This window comes from Azorhizobium sp. AG788 (genome assembly GCF_943371865.1).
Lineage (GTDB): Bacteria > Pseudomonadota > Alphaproteobacteria > Rhizobiales > Xanthobacteraceae > Azorhizobium.
This window is the reverse complement of record NZ_CALRWL010000108.1, coordinates 1-3,954: the sequence shown is the minus strand read 5'-3', so window position 1 is coordinate 3,954 and position 3,954 is coordinate 1. Positions and strand designations below refer to the sequence as shown.

Here is a 3,954-nt window from a genome sequence, read left to right as displayed (position 1 = left end):
GGCGAACTGGTGGAGGAGATAGAGATCACGGACGCGGCGGCGTTCCGCCGGCTCCTGACCGACCGTTTCCTGATCGACCTGCCCGAGGGGGCGGTCCTGAAGCCGGTGGACGGCATCGGGCCATAAAAAAACCGCCCGCATCCGGGAGGATGCAGGCGGTTCCTCGCCCTTATCAGGCCGAAAGGTGTCTTACAGACCCTTGGCGATGCTGTTCAGGCGCAGGCGCAGGGCGTTTAGCTTGATGAAGCCTTCGGCGTCTTTCTGGTTATAGACGCTGTCGGCCTCGAACGTCACATAGTCCAGGCGGTACAGGCTGTTGGGGCTCTTGCGGCCCACCACGCGGGCGGCACCCTTGAACAGCTTCAGACGGACGATACCGTTCACCCGCTGCTGGGTGCTGTCGATCAGGGCCTGCAAGGCCTCACGCTCGGGCGAGAACCAGAAGCCGTTATAGATCAGCTTGGCATAACGCGGCATCAGCTCGTCCTTGAGGTGCAGTGCCTCGCGGTCCAGGGTGATGCTCTCAATGCCGCGATGGGCCACCGACAGCAGGGTGCCGCCCGGCGTCTCATACACGCCACGGCTCTTCATGCCGACATAGCGGTTTTCCACCAAATCCAGGCGGCCAATGCCATGCTTGCCCGCCAGACGGTTCAGTTCCGTCAGCAGGGCGGCGGGCGTCAGCTTCACGCCATTCACGGCGACGGCGTCGCCCTTTTCATATTCGATCTCGACATATTCCGCCTCGTCCGGCGCCTTCTCGGGCGCGACGGAGCGGGTATACATGTCCTCGTCGGCCTCCACCCACGGGTCTTCCAGGGCTTTGCCTTCGTAGGAAATGTGCAGCAGGTTGGCATCCGTGCTGTATGGGGCCTCACCGCGCTTGTCCTTGGCGATGGGGATCTGGTGCTTCTCAGCGAATTCTAGCAGCTGGGTGCGGCTGTTCAGGTCCCATTCGCGCCAAGGCGCGATCACCGTCACGTCCGGCTTGAGCGCGTAATAGCCCAGTTCGAAGCGGACCTGATCATTGCCCTTGCCGGTGGCGCCATGGGCCACGGCATCGGCGCCGACTTGGCGGGCAATTTCGATCTGGCGCTTGGCGATCAGCGGCCGGGCGATGGAGGTGCCCAGCAGATAAGTGCCTTCATACAGGGTGTTGGCCCGGAACATCGGGAACACGAAATCGCGCACGAACTCTTCACGCAGATCGTCGATGAAGATGTTTTCCGGTTTCACGCCCAGCAGCTCGGCCTTCTTGCGAGCGGGCTCCAGCTCCTCACCCTGGCCGAGATCGGCGGTGAAGGTCACGACCTCGCAAGCATAGGTCTCCTGCAGCCATTTCAGGATCACCGAGGTGTCGAGGCCGCCCGAATAGGCCAGCACGACTTTCTTCACGCCGCTCTTCATGGGTAATATCCGTTGCGCTAACAGGTTGAACCGGGCACGGAAGTTATCGGGGGCAGTCCCGCCTGTCCAGACCATGAAGCCCGCATCCACCGGGGGGCTGGCCGGCAACAGCGGCACGCCCCATATCGGTTGGGGCGCTTGTGACAAATGACGAGGGTGGAAGATGAGCCGTGGCGGGGTTTTGATGATCGCCTTCCTCCTGGCCATGCTGCTGGCGGCGGGGGTCGGCGGCATCATGGCGTGGAACGCGGTGGGCGGGGGCGGTCCGGAACAGGAGATCAGCCTGCATGGATTTATCGCGCTGGGCCTTGGGATTGTCGGATCGCTGGTTGTGGGCGGCGGGTTGATGGCGCTGGTCTTCTTCTCCAGCCGCAGCGGCCATGACCAAGCCGTGCATGAGGACGGCGTACGCCGGATGCCGCCCGACGACACCCCGCTTTGAGCGCTTGTCCACCCGCCCCCACCCCTATCGATGGTGATTACGCCCACGACGGCACTGCGCAAAGTTGCTATGGTTCCGGCGAAAAACCACTGTTTGGCCAAGGCCGGTCCTGATGGCGCTCCTTCTTGCGATTGAAACCGGCAGACGTTCCCCGTTCTTTGCTTATGGCTTTGCTCTGCTGTCTTTCGGGCTGGCCTTGGGCGTGCGCTGGACAACGGACGCGGCCCTGCCGCCGGGCTTTCCGTTCCTGACCTTCTTTCCCGCCGTCATCCTGACCACCTTCTTCGCGGGCCTCTGGCCGGGTATTCTGGTGGCGGTGCTGTCGGCGCTGGCGGCCTGGTATTTCTTCATCCCGCCGGACGGGTTCAGGCTGGATGGGCCCAGCGCCCTGGCCCTGGGCTTTTTTATCCTGATCGTCGTCATCGACATCGCCATCATCCATGTGATGAATATCGCGCTGTCGCGGGTGCGGCTGGAACGGGCCCGTGCCAAGAAGGCCGAACAGGAGGCCAGTGACCTCGCCGCCCACCGCGCCGTCTTGTTCGCGGAGTTGCAGCACCGCGTCTCCAACAATATCCAGATCGTGTCGGCCCTGCTGGCGCTGCAAAAGGCCGATGTGACGGATGAGAAGGCGCGGCGCGCCCTCACCGATGCCGCCGCACGGCTGGCCACCATCGGCAAGATCCAGCGCCGCCTGCACGACCCGGAAAACAGCCACGGTAACTTCGCCGGCTTCCTGACAGAACTGGTGGAGGATGTGGTTCGGGCCGGCGCACCCGCCGGCATTGAGGTGGCGGTGGACGCCGCGCCTCTGCCCCTGCCGTCGGAGAAGATCATCCCCGCCGCCCTGGTGGTGGCAGAGCTGGTCAGCAACAGCCTGGAGCATGCCTTTGTGGGCCGTCAGAAGGGCTTGATCCGCGTCGCAGCGTGGCTGGCGGACGGCAACAGGGTGGAACTGTCGGTCACCGATGACGGCAAGGGGCTGCCGCCCGGTTTCGATGCGGCCACGGTATCCAGCCTGGGCCTGCGTCTGGTCCGGCTGCTGACCCAGCAGCTGGGCGGGGATTTCCAGATGACGGATACAGGGACGGGCGCGCAGGCCCGGCTGCTGTTCAGCGTATAGAAAGGTCCGACCACTGGCCCCGGCGGATCATCACCTCCCGCAGCAGGGTGGGGCGGTCGGTGATGATGCCATCCACCCCCATATCCAGCAGACGGTCCATCTCTGCGGCGTCATCGACGGTCCAGACATGGACACAAAGACCGCCCGCATGCGCGGCGCGGATCAGGCCGGGCGTCACCACGGTCAATCCCTTGTGCCGCACCGGCACCTGCAGCGCGTGCGGACCGACAGGGGCGGGCAGGGGCAGGCCATAGCCGGCCGCCCAGACCTGTGCCACCTCCCACGGGCCGGCCGAGGTACAAAGCGCACCGCCCAGTGCGCGCCGCAGACGCGCCAGCCGCGCGCCGGAAAAAGACCCGACACAGACGCGGTCCAGCGCGCCATGACGGCGCAGCGCATCCGCCAGGGCCAGGGCCGCCGCGTCGGATTTGGGATCAATGTTGAGGCGCAGATGCGGCCAGGTTTCCAGAACCTGATCCAGCAACGGGATCGGTTCACGCCCGCCAACCCGCGCCTGTGACACGGTCGACCAGGGCAGGCCGCCAACCCTGCCCTGACCGTCGGTCAGATTATCCAGCACGGGGTCATGGAAAACGATCAAGCGGCCATCGGCCGTGACCTGTACATCGGTTTCGATGTAACGATAGCCAAGGTCGATGGCGTGCGTGAAGGCCGCCAGGCTGTTTTCCGGCGCTTCAAGGCCGCCGCCGCGATGGGCGAAGGGAATGGGGCCTGGGTGGTCCAGATAGGGATGAAGGGGCCTTGCCCTCATGGCTTCTGGTCAAGCCGGGGCCAGCGCGACAGCGCCAATATCCACAGCCCCATGGTCAGCAGCGGGAAGAATAGAAACACGGCCACGGCCCAGAGGGGGTTGCGCCCCGTCTTACCCAGCGCGATGCCGGCCATGCAGACAGTCCAGGTGATGATCAGCACGACCACCAGGATGGAGGCCCAGCCGGGCAGGAAGGACAGCATGTCCACC

The 3,954-nt window shown here is 64.7% G+C and carries 5 protein-coding genes; 2 read left to right on the top strand and 3 right to left on the bottom strand.

Annotated elements, in window-relative coordinates; all coding sequences use genetic code 11:
• Positions 1-189: 189 nt before the first annotated feature.
• Positions 190-1,407: an argininosuccinate synthase gene (locus tag AAG816_RS27560; protein ID WP_341992911.1), complete on the bottom strand. Its 1,218-nt coding sequence runs from the start codon at positions 1,405-1,407 to the stop codon at positions 190-192.
• A 184-nt stretch (positions 1,408-1,591) separates the two neighbouring features.
• Here AAG816_RS27560 and AAG816_RS27555 point away from each other — a divergent pair, with 184 nt between their 5' ends.
• Positions 1,592-1,849 carry a hypothetical protein gene (locus AAG816_RS27555; protein ID WP_341992910.1) on the top strand — a complete coding sequence of 86 codons (258 nt, stop codon included), beginning with the start codon at positions 1,592-1,594 and terminating at the stop codon, positions 1,847-1,849.
• 112 nt (positions 1,850-1,961) lie between these two features.
• A complete protein-coding gene (locus AAG816_RS27550; RefSeq protein ID WP_341992909.1) occupies positions 1,962-2,972 on the top strand; it encodes a histidine kinase dimerization/phosphoacceptor domain -containing protein in 1,011 nt (336 codons plus the stop codon).
• Here the strand turns inward: AAG816_RS27550 and AAG816_RS27545 are convergent.
• Both AAG816_RS27545 and AAG816_RS27540 read right to left on the bottom strand, forming a co-directional pair.
• Positions 2,962-3,744: a glycerophosphodiester phosphodiesterase gene (locus AAG816_RS27545; protein ID WP_341992908.1), complete on the bottom strand. Its 783-nt coding sequence runs from the start codon at positions 3,742-3,744 to the stop codon at positions 2,962-2,964. The two genes, AAG816_RS27550 and AAG816_RS27545, sit on opposite strands and share 11 nt — an antisense overlap.
• The coding region (locus tag AAG816_RS27540; protein ID WP_341992907.1) for a hypothetical protein at positions 3,741-3,954 on the bottom strand (214 nt) is incomplete at its 5' end. The genes AAG816_RS27545 and AAG816_RS27540, both read right to left, overlap by 4 nt.